Annotated in this window: 19 protein-coding genes; 6 read left to right on the forward strand and 13 right to left on the reverse strand. The window is 45.6% G+C overall.

From position 1 onward, the window contains the following. Positions 1 to 52: 52 nt before the first annotated feature. From fadD to LSG37_RS01970, 4 genes are all read right to left on the reverse strand, one after another. Positions 53 to 1,711: a long-chain-fatty-acid--CoA ligase FadD gene (gene fadD / locus LSG37_RS01955; RefSeq protein ID WP_233078173.1), complete on the reverse strand. Its 1,659-nt coding sequence runs from the start codon at positions 1,709 to 1,711 to the stop codon at positions 53 to 55. Between the two features lie 419 nt (positions 1,712 to 2,130). Next, positions 2,131 to 2,970, reverse strand: a complete 840-nt coding sequence (locus LSG37_RS01960; protein ID WP_233078174.1) for an alpha/beta fold hydrolase — start codon at positions 2,968 to 2,970, stop codon at positions 2,131 to 2,133. Beyond that, on the reverse strand, positions 2,970 to 3,830 hold the full coding sequence (locus LSG37_RS01965) for a class I SAM-dependent methyltransferase (RefSeq protein ID WP_233078175.1): 861 nt from the start codon (positions 3,828 to 3,830) through the stop codon (positions 2,970 to 2,972). Before LSG37_RS01965 ends, LSG37_RS01960 begins: the two co-directional genes overlap by 1 nt. After that, the gene (locus tag LSG37_RS01970; protein WP_233078176.1) at positions 3,793 to 4,389 is read right to left on the reverse strand and encodes a Slp family lipoprotein; all 597 of its coding nucleotides are present in this window, start codon (positions 4,387 to 4,389) and stop codon (positions 3,793 to 3,795) included. Before LSG37_RS01970 ends, LSG37_RS01965 begins: the two co-directional genes overlap by 38 nt. 260 nt (positions 4,390 to 4,649) lie before the next feature. Between LSG37_RS01970 and LSG37_RS01975 the strand changes: the two genes are divergently transcribed. Further along, a complete protein-coding gene (locus LSG37_RS01975) occupies positions 4,650 to 5,954 on the forward strand; it encodes an alkaline phosphatase (protein WP_233078177.1) in 1,305 nt (434 codons plus the stop codon). 136 nt (positions 5,955 to 6,090) lie between these two features. Here LSG37_RS01975 and LSG37_RS01980 read toward each other — a convergent pair whose 3' ends face one another. The 9 genes from LSG37_RS01980 to LSG37_RS02020 all read right to left on the reverse strand — a co-directional run bounded on the left by LSG37_RS01980 (position 6,091) and on the right by LSG37_RS02020 (position 15,803). Further along, positions 6,091 to 8,904 carry a TonB-dependent receptor gene (locus LSG37_RS01980; protein WP_233078178.1) on the reverse strand — a complete coding sequence of 938 codons (2,814 nt, stop codon included), beginning with the start codon at positions 8,902 to 8,904 and terminating at the stop codon, positions 6,091 to 6,093. A gap of 535 nt (positions 8,905 to 9,439) precedes the next feature. Continuing rightward, positions 9,440 to 9,937 carry a chalcone isomerase family protein gene (locus LSG37_RS01985; RefSeq protein WP_233078179.1) on the reverse strand — a complete coding sequence of 166 codons (498 nt, stop codon included), beginning with the start codon at positions 9,935 to 9,937 and terminating at the stop codon, positions 9,440 to 9,442. Then, positions 9,930 to 10,409: a DUF2878 domain-containing protein gene (locus LSG37_RS01990; protein ID WP_233078180.1), complete on the reverse strand. Its 480-nt coding sequence runs from the start codon at positions 10,407 to 10,409 to the stop codon at positions 9,930 to 9,932. The genes LSG37_RS01985 and LSG37_RS01990 overlap by 8 nt, the downstream gene beginning before the upstream one ends. After that, positions 10,406 to 11,149, reverse strand: coding sequence for an SDR family NAD(P)-dependent oxidoreductase (locus LSG37_RS01995; RefSeq protein WP_233078181.1), 744 nt, complete (start codon positions 11,147 to 11,149; stop codon positions 10,406 to 10,408). The genes LSG37_RS01990 and LSG37_RS01995 overlap by 4 nt, the downstream gene beginning before the upstream one ends. Before the next feature lie 59 nt (positions 11,150 to 11,208). Further along, positions 11,209 to 12,201: a sulfite exporter TauE/SafE family protein gene (locus LSG37_RS02000; protein ID WP_233078182.1), complete on the reverse strand. Its 993-nt coding sequence runs from the start codon at positions 12,199 to 12,201 to the stop codon at positions 11,209 to 11,211. 112 nt (positions 12,202 to 12,313) lie between these two features. Beyond that, entirely contained in the window at positions 12,314 to 12,619 is a 306-nt protein-coding gene (locus LSG37_RS02005; RefSeq protein WP_233078183.1) for a hypothetical protein, read from the reverse strand. A gap of 154 nt (positions 12,620 to 12,773) precedes the next feature. Next, positions 12,774 to 13,493, reverse strand: a complete 720-nt coding sequence (gene tsaB, locus LSG37_RS02010) for a tRNA (adenosine(37)-N6)-threonylcarbamoyltransferase complex dimerization subunit type 1 TsaB (protein WP_233078184.1) — start codon at positions 13,491 to 13,493, stop codon at positions 12,774 to 12,776. A 40-nt stretch (positions 13,494 to 13,533) separates the two neighbouring features. Next, complete coding sequence (yoaA, locus tag LSG37_RS02015; protein WP_233078185.1) at positions 13,534 to 15,453, reverse strand: DNA repair helicase YoaA; 1,920 nt, start codon at positions 15,451 to 15,453, stop codon at positions 13,534 to 13,536. Positions 15,454 to 15,542: 89 nt separating this feature from the next. Then, complete coding sequence (locus tag LSG37_RS02020; protein WP_233078186.1) at positions 15,543 to 15,803, reverse strand: hypothetical protein; 261 nt, start codon at positions 15,801 to 15,803, stop codon at positions 15,543 to 15,545. A gap of 450 nt (positions 15,804 to 16,253) precedes the next feature. Between LSG37_RS02020 and hisG the strand changes: the two genes are divergently transcribed. Genes hisG through hisH form a run of 5 tightly spaced genes read left to right on the forward strand, consistent with a single transcriptional unit; the run spans position 16,254 to position 21,251 of the window. Beyond that, positions 16,254 to 17,156: an ATP phosphoribosyltransferase gene (hisG, locus tag LSG37_RS02025; RefSeq protein ID WP_053425512.1), complete on the forward strand. Its 903-nt coding sequence runs from the start codon at positions 16,254 to 16,256 to the stop codon at positions 17,154 to 17,156. Between the two features lie 3 nt (positions 17,157 to 17,159). Further along, positions 17,160 to 18,503, forward strand: coding sequence for a histidinol dehydrogenase (hisD, locus tag LSG37_RS02030; RefSeq protein WP_233078187.1), 1,344 nt, complete (start codon positions 17,160 to 17,162; stop codon positions 18,501 to 18,503). After that, positions 18,500 to 19,582 carry a histidinol-phosphate transaminase gene (gene hisC / locus LSG37_RS02035; protein ID WP_233078188.1) on the forward strand — a complete coding sequence of 361 codons (1,083 nt, stop codon included), beginning with the start codon at positions 18,500 to 18,502 and terminating at the stop codon, positions 19,580 to 19,582. The genes hisD and hisC overlap by 4 nt, the downstream gene beginning before the upstream one ends. Beyond that, positions 19,579 to 20,649 carry a bifunctional histidinol-phosphatase/imidazoleglycerol-phosphate dehydratase HisB gene (gene hisB, locus LSG37_RS02040; RefSeq protein WP_233078189.1) on the forward strand — a complete coding sequence of 357 codons (1,071 nt, stop codon included), beginning with the start codon at positions 19,579 to 19,581 and terminating at the stop codon, positions 20,647 to 20,649. The genes hisC and hisB overlap by 4 nt, the downstream gene beginning before the upstream one ends. Beyond that, complete coding sequence (gene hisH / locus LSG37_RS02045; RefSeq protein ID WP_233078190.1) at positions 20,649 to 21,251, forward strand: imidazole glycerol phosphate synthase subunit HisH; 603 nt, start codon at positions 20,649 to 20,651, stop codon at positions 21,249 to 21,251. The genes hisB and hisH overlap by 1 nt, the downstream gene beginning before the upstream one ends. Positions 21,252 to 21,280: the final 29 nt, after the last annotated feature.

The following is a 21,280-nucleotide window of genomic DNA, read 5'->3' on the forward strand; positions in this document are numbered from 1 at the left end:
TGTCTCTGACTTTTAAGCATAAAAAAACCGGCCTGCGCCGGTTTTTTCTGGATCAACCTTTCAGCTCTCGCCTTAAGATTTTACCCACATTGGTTTTTGGCAATTCAGTGCGGAATTCTACCAGCTTCGGCACTTTATAGCCCGTCAAACGTTCCTTACAGTGTTGAATTAATTCAGCATCTGTCAGGCTCTGGTCTTTTTTCACCACAAAAATCTTCACGGCTTCACCAGTAGCTTCGTTTGGCACACCTACAGCGGCGACTTCCAGCACTTTTTCGTTCATCGCGACTACTTCTTCAATTTCATTCGGATAAACGTTAAAACCAGAGACTAAAATCATGTCTTTTTTACGGTCAACTATGTAGAAGAAACCATCGTCATCCATACGAGCTATATCGCCTGTAGCCAACCAGCCATCTTCGTTCAGTACTTTTGCCGTTTCTTCTGGTCTGTCGTAGTAGCCTTTCATCACTTGTGGACCTTTGACCCACATTTCACCGGCTTCGCCAGCAGCCACTTCAACACCATCATCGTTTACCAGCTTGATATCAGTCGAAGGCGCTGGAAAACCAATGCTGCCATTATACGCAGGCAGATTGTAAGGGCTGACTGTGACCAAAGGCGCACATTCAGTTAAACCATAACCTTCCACCAAACGTGTATGAGTGACTTTCTGCCAACGTTCTGCAACAGGACGCTGAACGGCCATACCGCCACCTAAAGCCAGTTTCAGTCTGCTGAAATCCAACTGGGCAAAACCAGGGGTATTCAGTAAACCATTAAACAGCGTATTGACGCCTGTTAAAGCGGTAAAAGGATAGGTCGCCAGCTCTTTGACAAAATTGGGCATGTCTCTTGGATTGGTGATCAGAAGGTTAGTGCCACCATATTTCATAAACATCAGGAAATTAGCGGTTAAAGCGAAGATATGGTACAGCGGCAAAGCTGTAACAATAAACTCCTGGCCTTTAGTTAACACAGGACCAATACAACCATCGGCCTGCTCCAGGTTCGCAACCATATTACGATGAGTCAGCATCGCACCTTTGGAAACACCTGTAGTACCGCCTGTGTATTGCAGGAAAGCTAAATCATCTCCAACAACCACTGGTTTTTTATAAGCTGCTTCATCGCCAGCAGCAATCACTTGTTTGTAACTTATATACTTTTGCAGGTTGTGGGCTGGGATCAGCTTTTTCACATGCTTGACCACCAGATTGACAATAGTGCCTTTCACCAGACCTAACATATCGCCCATGTGCGTCAGGATCACATGATCCAACTTCACTTTGTCTTGTACATCAGACAAGGTATGGGCAAAGTTTTCGACAATCACTATAGCTTTAGCTTTAGAATCAAGCAGTTGATGCTGCAGTTCACGTGGTGTATACAGTGGGTTAACGTTCACCACCACACAACCAGCACGCAAAATACCTAAAATACAAACAGGGTATTGCAGCAAGTTTGGCATCATCACAGCGACGGCGTCACCTTGTTTCAAACCTAACTGTTGTTGCAAATAAGCAGCAAACTTTAAACTCAGCTTATCCAGCTCTGCATAAGTAATGCTTTTGCCCATATTGATAAAGGCGGTTCTGTCGGCGTAGTCTCTGATGCTTTCATCAAAGACTTCCAGTAATGATGCGTAATGGTCGGCATTGATATCAACCGGAACGCCTTCAGGGTAATTTTTTGACCAGACTCGATCCACTGTCCTCTCCTCGTGGTATTTATTATTTTTTAGTTATAGTAGTTATAGTTAGTGCTTCGGCCCTTTGCACAGACATAATTTAATTCTGGCACAAAGGACACTGAGTTTTTACTCTAATACGGCATCATCCCACAATTGTTCAGATTTAACAATTGTCTGCAGAACGGCAGTTCTGGCATTGACTATAACAGCATAAAAAATCGTCAGGAACGATTTTTAACAGCTTTAGCTGGCCCGTAAGGCTGCTCTGCGGGATTGCAGAGCATAAAAAATCGTCAGGAACGATTTTTAACAGCTTTAGCTGGCCCGCAAGGGTGCTCTGCAGGATTGCAGAGCATAAAAAATCGTCAGGAACGATTTTTAACAGCTTTAGCTGGCCCGCAAGGGTGCTCTGCAGGATTGCAGAGCATAAAAAACAATCAGGACAGTAAAAATTGACGAATTGCGTCCGCTGTTATTTTTGGTTGCATCATATGACAATGATGACCCCCCTGGATCTCAACCAACTCTAGCTGCCTATAGTGAGCCTGATACTCCTGCTTTGCCTTTTGCATCATTTCCAGACCATCTTTGGCCAGAACAGCCAGTACAGGGCATTGAATATCGTTCAGCAGTTGCATCGCCTGGCTTTGTATTAAACGATAAGCGGAAGATTCGCGTAATCTCATATCGGCAGACCAGGTCAGCCCTCCTGTGCAGGCTTCTGTACCTCGCTTAGCAAGAACTAATGCACAATTGATATCAAAATCACTTTGGTTTTGTCTGGCCAAAGCGGCGCTTTGCAAGTCGCTGTAGACAGGTTTTTGTTTATTTGGGCTTTGCCATCTGTGACTGATTGCAGTTCGCACTTGTTGTGTCGTATTGCAGGCCTCGCCAGTCACCAGGCCGATACTGTCAATCAGCACCAGCTTTCGTACCATCTGAGGCATGACAGCTGCAAGTACTGAACCTATCATACCGCCCATCGAATGGCCGATAATATCCACCTGCTGCCAGCCTTGAGTTTTAATCAAGGTAGCGACATCGTAGATCCAGTCTAAAAAATGATAATGAGCATCAGAGCTGCGGTGCTGTGACTGACCATGACCAGGCAAATCTATAGCCACCAAATTCAGTTCGGGCAAATAGACAGCAAGAGGTAAAAAACTGTCGGCATTATCCAGCCAACCATGCAAACACAAAGTAACTCGTGCTGATGCCGGGCCTTGCTGCCAGCCAGCCAACGACAAGGCAGGCAAGGAAAACACCAACGCCGACATTATTCGCTGCTGGCCTTAACAAACTTTAAGGTCATGCGATCACTTTCGCCTATAGCCAGGTATTTCTCGCGATCCACTGTGCCCATAGCTAGAGTGGGAGGTAAAGCGTACACACCTTTAGGATAATCTTTGGTGTCTTTTGAGTTGGCATTAATTTCTGATTTAGCCAGCAGTTTAAAACCAGCATGTTCTGCTACCGCAATTACATAAGACTCATCCAGATAACCTTCCACAGCAGAGCTGGAAATTTCAGATACCCGACTTGCTCTGTGCTCAACTATGCCAAATACACCACCGGGTTTAAGTACATCAAACACGGAACGAAATACATCCAGCAAATAACCTTGTTCATTCCAGATATGAGCATTGCGGAAACTCAGCACCATATCGTATTGCTGGGTTAAGCCCAGAAACATATAACCTGGCGGATCAAATTCAGTTTGTTCAACTGAGCCATAATGCTCTTTGTGTTTCAGAATGCGCTGAGTCAGTTTTTCACTAATGCGACTCCAGAATATTTTTCTGTCATCCTGCATAGTGCCATCATCCACACGGAAGTTGGCGATAGTTAGTTTGCCCTGGTCTTTTAAATAGGGAGCGAGAATATCGGTATACCAACCGCGGGCGGGCCAAATCTCCAGTACAGACATACTAGGCTTGATGCCAAAAAAGGTTAACGTCTCTACCGGATGACGATGTGTGTTCCTGGCTTTATCTTCCTCGCTACGAAATGAATGCTCAGCTAAAGCAGTTAAATCAGGAGCGGAAGGAGTTTCGGCTACAGCGGCTGCGCTACAAAGCGCAGCTCCGAGCAGTACTAGATTAAGGTTGCACTTTATTCTGTTTATTATTGTCAACATGAACTGGGCCTTGTGTTGTCGATTGTTGTTTTGTGGTCGTGCGGATACGTATGCCCGGGCCATAGCCCCAGTAGTAAGGATGTGGACGCATCATAGGCCAGGTCTCAATGACTTCAACCCGATCCTGCAGTTTTGGCCACAGATACACAGTTGCATCTTTAATCACAGGATAACGGTATTCATATTCATCCACTTTGCCTATCTCTGAACGAGTCAATTCACCCAGTACTGTGACTGACTTTCCAGGCTGATACACCATAGGGTCTAAAAAGCCTTTGATATAAGCAACAAAACGGCCTTTCGTTTGGTCAGAAACATGAGGACGTCCGTTGGTACCTGAGGGGAAATAAACTACTTCCAGCCGGGTTTGGTTTGTTTTATTACTGACTTCAGCAATAACTCCACTCCATCGCGCCGTACCAAAATCAATATTTTGTTGGGCAGCATTCTCATAGCTGGTGAGCGCCACATTATCGGCTATACGTACTTGTTCAGGATAACTGGCACAACCTGCCAGAATCATCAGACTCAAAGCAATAACAGCAAACTTCTTACTCATGACTTCTTAACCTCGTTAACTTTACAGCCTGTTAGATAAGGTGGACTGACTTTAGTTCCATCATTACTCTAAGCCATGCGTGATCTGCTCTGCAACACTTATATAAGAAGTTCATCCAGAAGGCATTTCAGTCCTGCTTTTACCTCTGTTGGTCGCGTTTTTTGCATTTACAGTTTTGTCATAAATTAGTCACTGACGTAAGATACCCTTACCTATTGACTCTGGTAACACCAGATTTCCAGCTATCTACAGAGCCTTTTATGTTAAAAAAACTTAGTTTAATCAGTATTGCTTGCCTTAGTTGTGTGTCAGCAGGTGCAATTGCCGCACCAAAAAACATTATCTATATGATAGGTGACGGTATGGGCCCGGCTTATTTAGCTGCTTACCGTTATTACATGGATAACCCAGACACTAAAGCAGTGGAATCCACCGTTTTTGATGAATTGTGGATCGGTAATGCCAGTACATACCCTGATGATGACACAGTAGTGACAGACTCAGCTGCAGCAGCAACAGCACTATCCAGTACGCACAAAACCTACAACGGCGCTATAGCTGTAGATCACGATCACAAGTCGTTAACCACTATGATGGAAATTGCCAAAGCCAAAGGTATGCAAACTGGTGTGGTGGTGACAGCCCAGATTAATCACGCCACCCCTGCCGGTTTTTTGGCGCATGATAAAAGCCGCCAGAATTATGATCAGATAGCAGACGATTATATCGACAATAAAGTAGATGGTCGTATTGTGGCGGACTTAATGCTCGGCGGCGGTACCAGCTATTTCATTCGTAAAGACCGTAATCTGGTGGAAGAATTTAAACAAGCAGGTTACCAGTACACTGACAGCTGGACAGGGTTAAAAACTTTAAACAAGCTTCCTGCTTTGGGTTTGTTTGCCCCTAAAGGTTTTGTCAGTGCTTTAGATAATCCAGAACCTCTGCCATTAAAACAAATGACAGAAAAAGCGCTGGAGCTATTGTCCCCTGCTGAAAAAGGTTTTGTGGTAATGATTGAAGGCAGTCAAATTGACTGGTGTGGTCATGCCAATGATATCGCCTGTGCTATGGCTGAAATGCACGACTTTGCCGAAGCTATTAAAGTGGCCAAAGCTTATGTTGATGCCCACCCTGATACTTTATTGGTGATCACAGCTGATCATGAAACCGGTGGTTTGTCTTTAGGTGCCAACGGCAACTACAGCTGGAAACGGGATGTGGTTCAAAAGGTAAAACACACAGGTGACTATATAGCAGGCCAATTGCTGGCACTAAAAGATGACAAAGTATTGTATCAGGCCTGGTTAGGTTTAACCGGTCTGGAACTGAATGCTGATGAGCAACAACTGTTGAGCAAAGCTCGTGCTGAAGGGCAGAAAGCCTTAGCTGTTGCCGTAAAACAGCGTATAGACCACTATTCTTCAACGGGCTGGACCAGCAGCGGCCATACAGCAGCCGATGTGCCTGTACTGGCTTATGGTGCTGATAAACAGCAGTTTGCCGGTTTTCAGGACAATACGGACATCGCCGCTAAATTAATCAAGTTTATTCAGCAAAAATAGTATTTTCCAACAGCGCAGCTAAAGCCTAAGGCGCGCTAAAGTTCAAATAAAAACCCCACTGCATGCAGTGGGGTTTTTATTTTGTCAGGGAAACAGAGTTGATACTTTAGCTCTGCTCCCTTCACATTTCTTCAGATTACATGAACTTGTAGTCCAGACCTAAATAGAAAGTGCGACCATAAACGTCAGTATAACGAGGGTCGAAACCCACCTGGTGACCAGCACCACCTGAACGTAATGATAATGGAGGAGCGCGATCTGCCAGGTTATTGATACCGAAAGTTACACCTAAAGCGTCCATAGCCTGGTACTTCGTCTGGTAGTTAACGGTGGCATACGAAGGAACACTCAGTTGCATGTCCACACCAACACCATTCACAGAGCCTAAACGCACATAGCGGCTAGCTGCAGATTGCGCTTGATCTTCATAACCACTACGGTAATTCAGAGTTGCACTGTGAGCGAAATCACCATGAGTTAAGGTATTGATGAATTTAGCTACAGTTCTGAATACAACTGCGTTGTCATCACCAAAACGACCTAAGCTGCTGATCCAGTCATTAGTAGTACCAGGACGAGTGTATTCGCTGTCCAGCACATAAGTACCAGCTAAGGTAGTGCTTAAACGACCAAAAGATAAGTCATTGCCTATTGTTAAATCCCAGTCGATACCAGAATTTTTAGACTGACCTACGTTCACGCTTGCAAATACAATAGCCAGTTCTTCCTGACCAGTGGCTTTGTTTGTTTTAGTAGTAAACAAATCACGGTAACGTACTGGATCTGCAACGATCTGAGACTCAGTGACTGAAGTCACCAGGTTAGTCAGTTCAATGTTCCAGTAATCCATGCTGAAACTGAAGTTATTGTCAGGAGCATAGACAAAACCTAGAGTATACTGCTTCGACTCTTCTGGTTTTAAATTCGGGTTACCCTGACTGAAGGCTTCAAACTGCTGTGGAGAAACGCTACATACTGCGGCCAGTGGATCTGTAGTACCAGTGAATGGACACAGGTAAGCACCGCTTGTTACACCAAATTCAACTTTAGGCTGACCTAAAGCTAACATAGATGGAGCTTTGAAACCTGTACCTGTTGAAGCACGCAGTAACAAGTCTTCAGTTGCGTTGTAACGCAATGCCAGCTTGTACGTCGTGTCATTCATTGAATCGTTTACTTTGTAGCTGCCAGGACCGGCAACACCGTCTTCGTTGTAAACGAAATCAGAGGTCACTTCACCGATGTTGTCATAACGCACAGCACCTGTCAGTTCCAGATCTTCAAGTACCGGAACTATCACCTCAACAAAACCACCGTAGTTATCACGGCTTAAATCATACTCAGAGCCAATGTTTGCGCCTAACAACAGATCCTGTTTGTTCGCATCAGCCAGAGAGCTTACGTAGTTTGTGTTACGGAATTCAACACCAGTACCAATGTACACATCACCTGCTGGTAATTCATAAACTGGAGTTGAGGCTTTCAGATCAAAGCCTTTTACTTCAGTAGTGTCGTTGCTCCAGTTACCGAAGTACTGAGAATCCTGCAGCGCCTGCAGGCCCGCTGCACTGATTTTATCCGGAGTTTCAAATACGTTCACCAGACCAGAACTTACGGCATCCATGAACTTGTCATAGATTGGGTAGCCACCAGCGATGTTCTCGTCAGTGTCATTTTTTGAATACGTAAAAGCAGCTGAGTAGTCGATGGTATCAATCACACCTTCAACACCGCTGACGATATGAGTTGATTTAGTGTTCCACTCAGTAGCACGGCCACCCAGTGGTAATGCACGCCATTGCGCCTGTACTGAAGTGACTGAACCAACATGAGCTGGGTCAACATAAGGCATCACATATTGCTGAGCTAAAGCTGAGTTCGCATCTAATGCGAAGAAACCTGTAGCATTTGGTGCGATACGAGTGGTCTGAGAGAAATCAGAATACATCACATCTGCAAAAAACTTTGTATCATCGTTAATTGCAATATCGGTGCCCAGCATCAGTGAATCACGTTTACTTTCTGGCAGAATTTCTACTGTAGTTGTGTAGTCATACTGACATAAACCTGAAGACTCAAAGTTATCCGGTGCACAAGCGCCATTTTGTTTTGCGTACGGGTTAAATGCTGCAGAGTTTACTGATTTACCATCAGCATCTGTGTATACATAACGGGCATTTGCAGGGATAGCGTTTGGCGAACCTGCAACATAGTAATAATCTTTGTTGTTTACGCTGAATGGGATAATGCCTGATTTAGCAAAATCACGGTCAGTCGCTTTCAGCTGTTCCTGAGAATCGCGGCTGTAAGATAACAGTACGTTGTAACCGTCAGTATCAAAGTTACCTAAACCACCAGTGATTGAGAAATTGTCGCTGGTGCCATTTTTCTCTTCTGGCTTGCTGTAACGGGCAGTAACATTCACACCCTGAGCATCGTCTTTCGTAATAAAGTTTACAACACCTGCTATAGCGTCTGAACCGTACAAAGCAGATGCGCCGTCTGTCAGTACTTCAACACGCTCAATAGCAGCTAAAGGAATAGAGTTCAGATCGATAGTCGAGCCTGAGCCACGTGGTGCCATTCTGCGGCCGTTGATCAAAACAAGAGTGTACTCAGCACCTAAACCACGTAACGAAGCGGTTTTCATACCACCACCGCCACCACCAACAGAATCACCGTCAGAAGTGAAACCTTGCATAGACGGAATAGACTGGATTAAGTCACCTGCTGTTGCTAAACCTGAACGGTCAATAGCGGCACGGTCAATAGTCTGAACCGGTAAAGCACCTTCAAAATCGGTACGTTTGATACTTGAACCTGTAACCTGAATACGTTCAACACTATCAGTTTCCTGAGCATGTACCGAACCAGAAAAAGTGACGCCTGACACAGCACCAAAAGCTACTGCTAAACTAACTGCTTTTGACAACTTACTACTTACAAACATTTTGTCTCCCTGGGTCACTAAGTAGTGACTCTGTTTTTACGGCAATCAACATTGGCGTTGATTGAAGCTACAACACACCTGATTTTGGGGTTATCCCAAAACGGCGGCGGATGATAAAGGTTATATTTTGTCGGGGTCAACAGCTTTTGCCGCACAAAAGCACAGGTTAAAGGGCATCTGCCGCAAAAAACACAGGTGTTAAATTTATGATAAAAATCAACAAGATGAAAATTTGTATACAAAATAAACAAGTCAATTTAATAAGTGAGGACTAAAAAAAGCAGACAAAGAAACCTAGCGGGTTGTTTCACAAAGATAATTTAAATAAAAAAACATTTATGCTCTTCAGCCCACTGCTGAATAAACAAACAAAATCAGTACTCGAGGAGTTTTAAGGAAAAACTTTAAGTAAATAAAATGAAAAACAACATCAGCTAAATTAGCTGATTAAGAAAACGGGGCTCCGGCAAATTTTGCTCAAGACATACTTACAATTCAGCCGTTGAGCTACAGAAGCACTGATCCGCTATTATTCCTAAAGCTGCAGCAACTGCTTTCTAAGTTTGGGAGCTGATGTTTTCTCGGACAACCAGATATCCAGAAAAGCCGGGCCAAAAGCAGGATCACTGATATCTCCAAGCAGTTCGTCATTAAAGTAAAACTGCACTTTACCATCAGCCGCTAATACACAACTTAATTCGTCGCCTTTTTTAACATCGGTCCAAAGTTTATCTAACTGTGTCGCCCAGTCTTTGTGATGTGCAGAAAGCTTGCCTTGCAGATGTTTCCATTGGTCGACCGTAGCTTCAATAAAATCTTCTTTACTGATGTTACGCTGGTAGGTGAGTTTCAACACCACAGGCGAACTCTGCTGATAATCGTTCCAACTGCCATCTGCCGTGTATAACTTTGCCTGGTACAAATCCCAGAACAGATAGCTAAACTGCCCCTGCCCCACAAGTTTGACGTTATCCGGCATTGCCTGTGCTGCCAGGCTACATAGAATAGTCGCTATAACCAGTATTTTACGCATAAAATCTTCTGCTCCATCCGGACAACACACCATAACAAGCCCAACACAAAACCAGCGCTATGTAAGCCTCTGTTGTATTACTAATTTGCATCTGACCACTTAATGCAGCTCCCCCAAGATAAGCCATTGGACCAGACACAGCTGCAATAAGTGCCGCTAACCAGTAATTTTGCAAAAAAACCGAAAACACCTGCACCACCACCAGACTAAACACCAGCCACAAGACTAACATCCAGAGCGGTAACCAGACAGAACCGGTAAAACTTAATACACCGCTGTATTGCAACAGAGAATCCAAAGCTATACCCACTGCGGCCAGTACCAACCAGGCCAGACGCTCGGATGGGCTGCTGCGCCACAAGGACCAGAGCAAAAATAACAACACAGGAATAACAAGCAGGTTCTGCCATAACACCAGCGCAAACCAGCTTAATTTAAAGCCTATTAAAACCGGCCAGTTCATTGCTGTCATGGTTGGCGCATCCCTGCTGCTACTTTACAGCGCAACGAATAAGGCAGCAGATTCAGTAAATGCAGGCTAAATACCAGACGTTTAGGAAAACGAATACGCAGTTGCTGTGCATCAAGCCCCTTGCGAATACGGCCTGCTGCATCTGATACCTGAAGCAAAAAAGGCATTTTGAAGTCATTTTTTTGGGTTAAAGGTGTATCAACAAAACCAGGTTCAATCAGACAAACCCGCACAGCAGAGTCCGTTAAATCCACCCTTAAACTGTCAGCAAAATAACTTAGCGCAGCTTTACTGGCGCCATAAGCCTCTGCTTTGGTAAATGGAAATAAATGCGCCAAACTACTGACCACAGCCAAAGTACCCTCTGTTGATTGTTGCAATAAGGGCAATAGTAATTTGACAGCCGCCACCTGGGCCTGGAAATTCAATGCAAGAGTTCGGTCGAAAATATCCAGAGGAAGATTGGTCGCATCGACGTAATCGCAGCTGCCTGCATTGAGGATGACCAGATCCAAAGCAGGGATCTGTTGGCTTAGCTGATCTACAGCGGCCGAAAACAATTGCGTGTCGGTTAAGTCTAAAGGTAGAGCGTGAATGCTTTTGTGTTTTTGATGCAACTCATTCAGTGCATTCACTGAACGGGCCACAGCAATCACTTGCCAGCCAGCGTCAGCATATTGGATGGCCAGCTCGCGACCCAAGCCCGAACTAGCACCTGTAATTAAACAATAACGAGGCATATATACAAACTCCTGAATTGGATGGTTTTGTATACGTTCAGAGCAGTGTTTTGGATCCTTTAGTGCGACACTGCAAGCTTCGGCGGCTCGGCCAGCACAACTTTACGGCTCAGGTTACGGATCAGCAGATAAAAGCCGGTAGACAACACTAGAGTGAACACAGAAGCCCAGATCAGCTTATTCACCGAAGGGTTATAACAGAGGAAATACAATAACTGAGCAATATTCAGCACAGCTATGGCATACAACATAATTTCTTTATTAATACGATGCAGCACATAAGCTCCCAAAGGAGCCATCAGCAATACCACAGGGTAAGCACATAACCAGGTTTGCACCTGATAGCCAGTTAAGCCCTGATCAACAAAATGGCGGTAGGCATAACCAAGCACACTGATAGCAGCCATCAGCATAATACTCATATGAGTCGCTACTTTTTCCTGCATCCGAAAACGGGTCACCAGCAGGGTATATAAAATAATGTCTGCACCTGTACCAAATAAACTGGCGCACATGCCACCAGCCAGCAACATCAGCAGCAACAAGACAAAATCCATAGGTTTATTCAGATCTAAAGTGGCTTTGCTGCCCCTGTGTTTGCCAAAGCTGTAAACCACAGCAAAACTGGTGATCAGACTTAAAAACAGCGCCTGCATTATGTACACAGGCAGTTGTTGCAGCAGTTGCATGCCAAGCACAAAACCAACAAAAGCTACGGGGATAAACATCAGCAAAGGTTTATAGGTTTTAAGCGAGTTGGCCTTGTGACTTAAGATAAAAATACTGGCACTGGTCATGCCAATACTTTGGATCATTAAACTAAAGTCCCGCGCCATAGTGCGGTCTATATTGAGAAAAATATTCAGCACAGGAAAAGCAACGGCTCCGCCGCCTTCTGGCGTCACGCCTGCGACAAAAGCACCGGCCACCATAATGGCTGGGTAATACCAATGTTCTATTAAAAAGCTCAGTTGGTTAAACTGACTAAAAAGCACAAGCCAAACCACCAAAGCGGCAATAAACCACAGCCGGAACACCTTGCTTTCAAACATCACTGACATCCATTTTTCTTATTAGAAAGACAGCATAAATCACAATGAAAACACTTTCATTGGTTTTGTTATTATGAATTTTGAAGTGATTGTTTTGGAGCGGAATTTTGCTTTAAGCGTACAAATCCAGGCTAAACATTTGCTGAATTTTTTCGCGCTTGTCCTGATTGGCTAACATTTCGTAGGCATCTAAAGCTTGTTGATTGCGCTGTTTTGGCTGGTCGTAGGTGGTGCGCTTTTGCGCTTCCTGCTGATCCAGCATAGACAAAGCTTCAGCGTCAGCACGCACACCGGAACCCGATGGCACCAGTGTAGTTTTGCTTTGCTGTTCAGCCTCAACGGCTTTGGTTTTATTGCCCTGAAATACCAGCCCAACACTAGGGCTTTGGGGTACATCACGACTGACGGCTATTGTCATAACTGCTCAAAGTTCGCCTTGCTTTAGTGCCAGTATAACTTAGCAAAAAATTTCGCCAAGTCGCTTTTATTAATATTAATACACTACCATTTTAATGCGGTAGGGGCTGGGCTTGCCCCCGCCGGTCTTGAATTCAAAGTCAATATCGCCGGGTTTACCTCCCGGGCAACTTCTGCCAGGTAACCTCATCGCGCACATAAGTCGGTTCTGCCAGTTCGGCGGCAATAAATTGCCCTTGCCGGAACGGAATTGCCGCCAGACTCAACATATCCTGCGCTGAAGGGTACAGAATAACAGGGCTATGATGAACTTGCGCAAGGTCCTCTGATCCGCTGTTGCCAGTTTTATGCCAGTCTTCCAGCTGCTGTGGATAGGTTTGCCAGCCCGTCCCTACAGCGCAAATATGGCCTTTTAATACGGGTGCAGGTAAAGCCGTCGGCTTAGCCGCTATTTCAGTGCTTAATGCCTGCATTAAACACTGGTCATCCAACTGAAAACTGGCCAAGTAGACTTCATTCATTCGTGCATCTATGGCAGATACCACCTGATGAGCCTGATGTAATCTATGCGCGGCTTGTGCCATGGCGGCCAAAGTTGATACACCATAAACTGGCAGTTCAGCGCCAAAAGCCAAGCCCTGACAAACCCCTACACCAATACGCACACCGGTAAAACTACCAGGGCCTTTGCCAAATACCAGACCATCCAGTTGCTGCAAAGTTAAGCCAGCTTCAGACAACAGCTGCTGCACCATAGGCAAAATACGTTTGCTGTGTTGCTGCGGGCAGACTTCATCTAAAGTCAGAATGTTGCCATCGACAGTTAAAGCCACTGAACACGCTTCGGTTGAGGTATCTAATGCCAGTAATTTCAACAGGCTACTCCTTTCTACAATTCGGGTTGTTTTACTTATATTACTTGGGTAAATCTTCTAAAAATTTTACTGCAGCCTGCAAATCGCGGCTTCGGCGCATAGGGGGTAAGCTTTTTAAAAATACAGAGCCATAAGGCCGGGTCACTAATCTGTTGTCACAAATCACCAACACGCCACGGTCTGACACGTCGCGAATTAAACGGCCAACGCCCTGCTTTAAAGTGATCACAGCTTGTGGCAATTGCACTAAAGCAAAAGGGTCCAAGCCCTTCATCTGACAATCTTCGTTACGCGCCTGCAATAAAGGATCGTCAGGCGATGCAAAAGGCAATTTGTCGATGATGACACAACTTAAGGTATCACCCCGCACATCCACGCCTTCCCAGAAACTGCCTGTTCCAAGCAGCACCGCATGTTTGGTTTCAACAAACTGTTCCAGCAATAAACGTTTACTGGTTGTGCCCTGCACCAGCACAGGCAAAGACAAATGCTGCGGCAGCTCGTTCGCCATCCATTGCAGCATTCTGTGGCTGGTGAACAGAAAAAAACATCGGCCCTGATTGGCTTCAATTAAAGGCACCGCCAATTTTAGCAGCGCTTTGCCCATACGGGCATCATTAGGTTCAGGTAAATAACGCGGCACCAGCAACATGGCTTGTTGTTCGTAATCAAAGGGGCTGTCGAGCAACAAAGTGTCCGCCTGCTGCAAGCCCATTTGTTCGATATAGTGGGCAAAGCCCTGATCCACCGACAAAGTGGCTGAGGTAAAAATCCAGCTGCGTTTTTCAGCAAAGACCAGCTCGCGGAATTTATCGGCAATACTTAAAGGCGTTAAATGCAGACTGATATGTTGTCTGGTGGTTTCATACCAAAAACTGACGCCGGTTTTGCTGACATCCTGCAGTTTCTCCAGCTGAGTTTTAGCTAAAGCCAGCCGCTCAAAACAATGATCAACCACTTCGTTCCGACCTAAACTGCCTTTGAGCACCTGATACAACATGCCCATGGCTTCAGACACCCGGGTGAGTGCCAGTTGAACATCAGGTCTTTTACTGCTGTCACGCCAGTTGCCCCGTTCAGGTTCATCGGACCACAGCAGGCGCCAGTCCCGCACTAAAGTCGCCAGCTTATCTGCGGTTTTACTTAACTGCGGATGGTCCCTAAGCTCCGTTTTACAAATCAGCTCCAGCTCTTTACAGAGCTCCAGTAAAGTACGGCTGGATAAGGTCTCACCAAAATACTCACTGGCAATATCCGGAATTTGGTGCGCTTCATCAAAAATCACCACATCCATATTCGGTAGCAACTCACCAAAACCAGTGTCTTTCAGTGCCATATCGGCAAAAAACAAATGGTGGTTCACTACTACTAAATCGGCCTGCATCGCCTTTTTACGTGCTCTTAACAAATAGCAGTCTTCATAGGATGGGCAGTCTTTGCCGAGGCAGTTGTCGGTGGTACTGGTCACAAGCGGTAAAGCTTTGGAGTCTTCGGCTATATACGTCAGCTCGCCTATATCACCGCTTTGGGTTTCATTGGACCATTTTTTGATCAGGCTTAAGTCATTGATCACAGCCGCATCTGCCGTAGGCACGTGCTGATAATGCTGATCTAAGCGGAATAAACACAAATAGTTGGAGCGACCTTTTAATAAAGAGGTATCTACCGGCAAAGCCAAAGCTTTGAGTACTGTAGGTAAATCGCGAAAATACAGCTGTTCCTGCAGGTTTTTAGTCCCAGTGGATAAAATAACTTTTTTACCCGATAACAAAGCGGGTACTAAATAAGCGTAAGTTTTGCCCGTACCAGTGCCTGCTTCCACCAATAAAGCGTTGCCGTTTTCAATGGATTTAGTAACAGAAGCCGCCATCAGCTTTTGTGGTTCCCGGGCTTTAAAACCGTCAATAGCTTTGGATAAAGCTCCTTGTTCGGCAAAAGCCTGCTGCACTTGTTTTAGCATAAGCAAAAAGACAAGACAGAGATGGAGGATGAAACAGCAGACAACAGCATAAACAAGGCCCGGCAAGAATTTGCGCTATTATGCCTTGGCTAGACAAAAATATCTAAGTGTCCTTCATCATCCACATGCTGCTCTTCTTCAGGTGTGGTTTCAGGTGCAGGCGGATAGTCGTCAGAGCGGCGTCTGTCCTGACGTTTTTTTTGCTGATCTTTCAGTAAAATCAGGAAACGTTTTTCCTCTTTTTCATAAGCGCTGATTTTGGCATCTTTAAACACAGGCGCGATCATAGGTCCAGCTTGTCCGGGTGGCGTGCCTGGTGGTCGGTATAAATAGGGAAATAAAACGTCCATAAACTCCTCCTCTGCTGTGTTATCGGCAGTGATGCAAATAACTTTATCTATACAACCTGATTAATTTTCACTCCACTTGTTAGAGTCTATTTTTTATAACTTATTCATTCTTTATCGTGAAAAACTGTACAAAAATAAAAATAAACAATATAAAACAATTAGATAATCAAAAATCAGCTTCAAAACAAAATACAGCTGAAACAAAAAATTCTGTTGCCTGAATGACAAAAAGCCGTTAGCTTGTATACACCTTAACGAGGAGTAACTTTCCATGACTATCAACATCCACTGGCATCATCACCATCATTTATCCGACTAGCCGGTCCGTGTTGACATTGGAGGCTAGATCATAACTAGCCTACGGTGGAAAAGTGCAAACCAATTCCAACTGAACCCCGGGGCTAAAATCCCGGGGTTTTTGTTTTACGATTTTATAAGGTACTAAACAATATGACAGTCACTACCAACAGATTACGTATCGCCATTCAGAAGTCAGGCCGCCTGTCGCAAGACTCTCAGGCACTTTTAACCAGTTGTGGTTTAAAAATCAACTTGCGTGAACAGCGCCTGATCGCCCATGTCGAAAATATGGATATCGACTTACTGCGGGTGCGCGATGACGATATTCCGGGTTTAGTGATGGATGGCGTCTGTGACTTAGGTTTTGTTGGCGAAAACGTGCTGGAAGAAGTATCACTGCAGCGCCAAATGGACAACGAAACTTACGATTACACTGTGTTGGCCCGTCTGGACTTTGGTGGCTGCCGCTTATCTATCGCTGTGCCGCAGGAAGAAGACTATAAATCCATCAAAGATTTAGAAGGCCGCACTATTGCCACCACTTACCCACGTTTACTTAATCGCTATTTAAAACAAAACGGCGTCAATTGCCGTATCGTCAATTTAAAAGGCTCGGTTGAAGTGGCGCCGCGGGCAGGTTTAGCCGACGCCATTTGTGATTTAGTCTCCACAGGCGCTACCTTAGAAGCCAATGGTTTAAAAGAAGTGGAAGTGATTTACCGCTCTAAAGCAGTACTGATCCAGCGCCGTGATTTAGCTGATGAGAAACAACTGAAACTGATTAAAAAACTGATGCCACGTATTCAAGGCGTGATGCAGGCTAATGAAAGTAAATACATTATGTTGCACGCGCCACGCGCTCGTTTGCAAGAAGTGATAGCTCTGCTGCCAGGTGCCGAAAACCCAACCTTATTGCCATTAGCCGGCAATGACGATTTAGTGGCTTTGCATGTGGTCAGCAGCGAAACTTTGTTCTGGGAAACCATGGAGCAACTCAAAGGCTTAGGTGCCAGCTCTATTCTCGTATTACCCATTGAAAAGATGATGGAGTAAAACATGCAGTTTCAGATCAGCAACTGGCAACAACTGGATAAAACTGCGCAGCAGGCTTTATTAGAGCGCCCGCTGCAGCAGGAATCGGACAGCTTAAAGCAAACGGTGCGGGACATTATCCGCGCAGTGCGAAGCGAAGGTGATACAGCTTTGCTGCGTTTTAGCCGCGAATTCGACAAGTTGCAAAGCAACCCTTTGCGCTTGGCTGATGAGCTGCAACAAGGCTTAATCGCCTCTTTATCCGATGAGCTAAAAACCGCTATTCAGATTGCGTACCGTAATATCCGCACCTTTCACGCAGCTCAGTTGCCACAAAATATTCGCATTGAAACTCAACCGGGTGTGGTCTGTGAACTGAATTACAGCGCTTTGGATCAGGTGGGTTTGTATGTACCCGGTGGTAGCGCCCCTTTGCCTTCGACTGTATTGATGTTAGGTGTGCCAGCTCAACTGGCCGGTTGTCGCCGCGTGGTGTTAGTCACGCCTCCTGGTCAGCCTGAAGCGGGCGATATTGCCGCTGAGATTGTGTATGCAGCATCACTCTGTGGCATTACCGAGATTTATACTTTAGGTGGTGCTCAGGCTGTTGCTGCTTTGGCCTATGGCACTGAAACTATTGGCAAAGTGGATAAGATTTTTGGCCCTGGCAATAGATTTGTCACTGAAGCCAAACAGCAAGTCAGCCAGGATGCCCGTGGCGCTGCTATTGATATGCCTGCCGGCCCTTCTGAAGTGCTGGTGATTGCCGATGACAACGCCAATCCGGTCTTTGTGGCGGCAGATTTATTATCCCAAGCCGAACACGGTCCGGACTCACAAGTGGTGTTGGTCAGCCCTTCTGAAGCTTTGCTGGTCAATACCATCAGTGAGTTAAAACGTCAGACGGCTTTATTACCACGCGCTGAAATTGCTAAAAAAGCTCTGAGCAACAGCAGACTGATTTTAACGCCGGATTTAGCGACAGCGGCTTTGGTCAGTAATCAATACGCACCTGAACACTTAATTATTCAGACAGCTGATGATCAAGCTTTGCTTGGCAAACTGACCAATGCTGCCAGTATTTTTGTTGGCCCTTACACGCCTGAATCAGCAGGTGATTATGCCAGCGGTACAAACCACGTATTGCCGACTTATGGCTATAGCCGTAACCACAGCAGTTTAAGTCTGGCCGACTTTTATCGTCGTTACACAGTGCAAAGCTTAACAGCAGCTGGCATGCGCGATTTAGGCCCTACTATTGTTAAACTGGCCAAAGCCGAAGGATTGGATGCGCACGCCAATGCCGTCTCCTTTCGGTTAGCAGAGTTAGAGCTTTCAGCAAAAATTTCAGAGGAAAATAGTCAATGAGCCGTATCAGTTCTTTAGCCCGGCAAAAAGTGCAACAACTGGTGCCTTATGCATCAGCCCGCTTAAGCATGAGTGGCGGCTCGGTGTGGCTGAATGCCAACGAAAACTCTATGGCAACAGACTATACATTGTCAGGCCAATACAACAGATACCCGGATTGTCAGCCAAAGGACTTGATCAGCGCTTATGCATCTTATGCTGGCGTAGAAACCAATCAGGTACTGACCAGCCGTGGTGCTGATGAAGGCATTGAGCTGTTAATTCGTAGCTTCTGTGAACCAGGCCAGGATGCCATCAGCATTTGCCCGCCCACTTATGGCATGTACAAAATCAGCGCCGAAAGTCAGCTGGTGGATGTCAATATAGTGCCTTTAACCAAAGATTTAACTTTGGATCTGCCAACTTTATTTGCGCAAAAAGCCAATGTAAAACTAGTGTTTATTTGTAGCCCAAATAACCCAACAGGTGATTTAATACCTCGCCAGCAAATTGTCGAGGTGCTGGAGTTTTATAAAGATAAAGCTTTAGTGGTAGTCGATGAAGCTTATATTGAGTTCGCGCCAGAAGCTTCGGTGGCCGGTTTATTAAACCAATACAGCAACTTAGTGGTGCTGCGTACTTTATCCAAAGCTTTTGCTTTGGCAGGTCTGCGTTGTGGTTTTACTTTGGCAGAGCCTTCAGTCATTGCCGCTTTGCGTCAGATGATTGCGCCCTACCCTGTGCCAGCTCCTGTGGCTGAAATTGCAGTGCAGGCGTTATCAGCGCAAGGCCAACAAAAAATGCGCGCCACTGTTGAGCAAATCAATAGCTTACGTGATAGCTTCAGCGCTTTTGCCACCACTCTGAGTTATGTCAGCCGTGTTTATCCATCCAAGGCCAACTATGTGCTATTGGCCGTGCCTGATGCTGCTGCACTGGTTAGTTTTATTGCAGAGCAAGGTGTGCTTATTCGTAATCAATCCAGCCAATTAGGTTTAGGTCAGGTGGTGCGGGTAACCATAGGAAATGCCGCTGAAATGGCGCAGTTACAACAGATTATGTCGTCTTATTCTTCTTTACAAAAACAGGAGTCTTTATGAGTGCCAAAGCTATTTTATTTATCGACCGTGACGGCACTATGGTGGAAGAGCCTCCTGTAGATAAACAACTGGATTCACTGGAAAAACTGGCGTACGAGCCATATCTGGTGCCTTCATTATTAAAGCTGCAGGCCGCTGGTTATTCGCTGGTGATGGTGACTAATCAGGACGGTCTGGGCACCAGCAGTTTCCCGCGTGATACCTTTGATGCACCGCAGGAAAAAATGATGCAGTTGCTGAATTCGCAGGGCATTCGTTTTGACGATATTCTGATTTGCCCACACTTTGATAAAGACAACTGCAGCTGCCGTAAGCCGAAGCTGGGGTTAGTCAAAGACTATCTGCAGCAAGGTAAAGTGGATTTCACCAACTCTTTTGTCATTGGTGACCGTTTAACCGACGTGCAACTGGCCGAAAATATGGGCCTGCCTTCGTTCCGTTACGACCGCGACACTTTAGGCTGGAAAGAAATCACCAAACAGCTGTTAAGCAAAGGCCGTAAAGGCAGCGTCAATCGCGTTACCCGCGAAACCGATATTCAGGTGAACGTCGATTTAGATCAGCAAGGCGGCAACGTCATTGAAACTGGCGTTGGCTTTTTTGACCATATGCTGGATCAAATTGCCACTCACGGTGGTTTTAGCCTGCAGTTAAAAGTACAAGGTGACTTGCACATTGACGATCACCACAGCGTGGAAGATACAGCGTTGGCTTTAGGTCAGGCGTTAAAACAAGCACTTGGCAATAAAAAAGGCATTACCCGCTTTGGTTTTGTGCTGCCTATGGATGAATGCCGCGCTGAATGTGTGCTGGATTTATCCGGCCGTCCGCTGCTGAAGTTTAATGCAGATTTAGGTCAGGGTGCTGTTGGCACCATGAACCTGGAGATGGTACACCACTTCTTCCGTTCTTTAAGTGATGCCATGCTGATGACACTGCACTTATCCGTCAGCCCTGGCAATAAACACCATATGGTCGAAGGTTTATTTAAAGCCTTTGGCCGGGCACTTGGTCAGGCTATTAAAGTGTCGGGTGAAGCTCTGCCAAGTAGTAAAGGAGTGCTTTAATGTCGCTCGTGATTGTAGATACCGGCTGCGCCAATATCAGCTCTGTGTACTGTGCCTTCCAGCGTTTAGGTGTGGATGCCAAAGTCAGCCGTGATTTAACAGTGATAAAAAACGCCAGCCGTTTATTAGTGCCAGGTGTGGGCGCCGCCCGTCAGGCGATGGCGAATTTACGTGAACGCGATTTAATAGCCACCTTACAGCAGGCAGAGCAGCCACTACTTGGCATTTGCTTAGGTATGCAGCTGTTGACCGATCGCAGCGAAGAAGGTGATGTCGACTGTTTAGGCTTAATTCCAGGTCAGGTTAAACGGATGCAAGTCGGTGATTTACGTTTGCCTCATATGGGCTGGAACACTTTGCAGGTAGAAGATAGTGCGCAAAATCACCCACTGCTTAAAGGCATAGGCGAAAAAGACTATGTGTATTTTGTCCATAGTTTTGCGGTAGCGCCATCCGATACCACTCTAGCCCGCTGCAATTACGGCAGTGATTTTGCTGCTGTGATTGGCAAAGGCAATAAGCTTGGCGCGCAATTTCACCCTGAACGTTCAGGTGCTGTAGGCGCACGTTTATTACAGAATTTTCTGGCTTTTAATGGTTAATTTTTCTCATCCGGCCTTGCCGTTACAGG

This window comes from Rheinheimera soli (genome assembly GCF_021290985.1).
Lineage (GTDB): Bacteria > Pseudomonadota > Gammaproteobacteria > Enterobacterales > Alteromonadaceae > Pararheinheimera > Pararheinheimera soli.